Source organism: Streptomyces sp. NPDC047981 (genome assembly GCF_040653315.1).
Taxonomy (GTDB): domain Bacteria; phylum Actinomycetota; class Actinomycetes; order Streptomycetales; family Streptomycetaceae; genus Streptomyces.
Window position 1 is genome coordinate 1 of the sequence record NZ_JBEZNQ010000185.1, and the last position, 2,409, is coordinate 2,409.

Below are 2,409 nucleotides of genomic sequence, written 5' to 3' on the forward strand. Positions count from 1 at the left end.
GCTGGCCCATCAGTCCGGCGGCCCGCACGTCGTGGCCCTGGACGTCGCCGATGACGAGGGCGATGCGGCCGCCGGGCAGCTGGATCATGTCGTACTCGGGATCGTCGGTGCGCGGCCGGACAGCGAGCCCGGGTTGCCGGTCCTGTCGTCGGCCGAGGAGATCCATCGGGCGGTCATCCAGAACACGGTGCGCGACGCGGTCTTCCTGAGGGACGACCCGAGCATGGTGACGCTGTTCCAGCACTACGGCTGTGCCACCTGGCGGGTGGGCGGCGAGGGCCAGGACGGGGCGATGGGCGACCACCTGTGGGGGTACGCCTGCCGTCGCGTGGTCCCGCTGGGCGAGCGGCCCGGACTGACCGCGAAGCGCGCGCTCGACGTGGTCCTGGCCGGTCCCGCGCTGGCCCTCGCCCTGCCGGTGCTGCTGCTGTGCGCGCTGGCGGTCCGGCTCTCCGACGGGCCGGGGGTGCTCTTCCGCCAGGAGCGGGTGGGCCAGAACGGGCGGCTGTTCACGCTGCTGAAGTTCCGTACGCTGCGCCCTGCCGACGAGACCGAGTCGGCGACCCGGTGGAGCGTGGCCAACGACGGGCGGATGAGCCCGGTCGGCGGCTTCCTGCGGAAGTCCTCGCTCGACGAGCTGCCGCAGCTGTGGAACGTGCTGCGCGGGGACATGAGCCTGGTCGGGCCGCGGCCCGAACGGCCGTACTTCGTCTCCCAGTTCAGCCGGATCCACGCCGGATACGCGGACCGGCACCGGATGCCGGTCGGGCTGACGGGTCTGGCGCAGGTGCACGGGCTGCGCGGGGACACGTCCATCGAGGACCGCTGCCGCTTCGACAACCACTACATCGACCACTGGTCGCTCTGGCAGGACGTCAGGATTCTGCTGCGTACCGCGGCGGGTCTGGTCCGGCCGACGGGGAGCTGATGATGACGACGGCGGCGATGCCCGGGGTGCTGCCGGCGGCGGCCGGGACCACCGAGGTACGGGACTGGGCGCGCCGGGCCTGGGCGCTCTCTCCGGTGCTCGCCGTGATCGCGCTGCTGCTCGTCCCCGGCGGGGGCGGCGCGGAGGGCGGCACGGGCGGGACGGGGACGATCGCGGACGCGGCGTCCGGGCTGCTCGTGCTGGTCTGCCTGGTGCGCGTGCTGCGCTCCGGGGCGCGGCCGTTGAGCCGTGCGGCGGCGGTGGTGCTCGGGCTGCCGGTGTGCGGGATCTGTCTGGCGGCGATCACCTCGGGCGATCCGGCGGCGAGCCTGCCGGGGGTGGCCCGGTACGTGCAGGTCTTCGTGCTCGTACCGGCGGCCGTGCTGCTGATGATCCGCGACCGCCGGGACTTCGCGGTGGTCGCGTGGGCGCTGGTCGCTCTGGCGCTGCTGCAGGGCGCGGTCGGGGTCACCCAGTATCTGACCGGGACGGGCGCGTCGTACCAGGGCGAGGACATCCGGGCGGTCGGGACGTTCGGGCCGACGGACGTGATGGGGATGGCGACCGTCGTGTCGTACGGCCTGGTCGTCGTCGTCGGGATCGCGCTGGGGAGCGGGCGGGGGCGGGCCAGGACCGTGGCCCTGGTCTGCGCCGGTCTGCTCTTCCTGCCGCTGGTCCTGTCGTTCAGCCGGGGCGCGTGGATCGCGACGGTGCTCGCGCTGGCGATCCAGCTGGCGGTGTCGGGGCTGCGGCGGGCCGGGCGGGTGGCGCTCGTCGTGGGCGCGCTCGGGGTGGTCCTCGTCGGTGGGCTCGGGGTGGGCTCGGCGATGGTGAAGGAGCGGGTCGCCAGCATCACGCAGGTGGCGGGCGCGCCGGACCAGTCGGTGACCGACCGGTACACGATGTGGGCGGCGGCCGGGCGGATGTGGGCGTCGGATCCGCTGACGGGGGTGGGCCTGAAGGGCTTCCCCGCGTACCGCGACTCGCACGCCTCGCTCGCGCTGTCCTCGGGCAGCGACACGGCGGGGGCCGGTGCGGCGTTCCGCAAGCAGCCGCTGCTCTCCCCCCACAACATGTACCTGCTCGTGCTGAGCGAGCAGGGGCTCATCGGGCTCCTGGCGCTCGCGGGGAGCTGGCTCGCGCTGCTGGTGGGCGCGGTGCGGCGGATGGGGCTGATCGCGATCGGGCTGCTGTCGTGGCAGCTCATCGACTTCTTCTACGCGGACATCGGCGGCCCTTCGACGGTCCTGATGTCGGTGGTGCTCGGGCTCGCGGCCTGGTGGTCGCTGGCGGAGGTGAAACGTGCGTGATCCGTGGGGCGGTGAGCCCGAGTCCACGGACCGGGTGCCGCCTCCGGAGACGCCCGGGGAGCCCGGGACGCCCGTCTGGGCGGACCCGTGGTCCCCGGGCGTCCGGCGCTGGGCGGGCACGACGGCCCAGGTCCCGCACGGTGGTGCCGGGCTCGCCCCGGTCGCCGGGAC

General features: G+C 74.3%; 2 protein-coding genes. Both read left to right on the forward strand.

Annotation, left to right across the window (positions count from 1 at the left end; all coding sequences use genetic code 11):
• On the forward strand, window positions 1-928 hold a 928-nt coding region (locus tag AB0E14_RS39595), incomplete at its 5' end, for a sugar transferase (RefSeq protein ID WP_362430404.1).
• 2 nt (window positions 929-930) lie between these two features.
• On the forward strand, window positions 931-2,238 hold the full coding sequence (locus AB0E14_RS39600; RefSeq protein ID WP_362430407.1) for an O-antigen ligase family protein: 1,308 nt from the start codon (window positions 931-933) through the stop codon (window positions 2,236-2,238).
• The last annotated feature ends 171 nt before the right edge of the window (window positions 2,239-2,409 follow it).

Bases quoted from the DNA above. Each gene is read 5' to 3' on its own strand.
- AB0E14_RS39600 (WP_362430407.1), top strand. From the start codon at position 931: ATGACGACGGCGGCGATGCCCGGGGTGCTGCCGGCGGCGGCCGGGACC.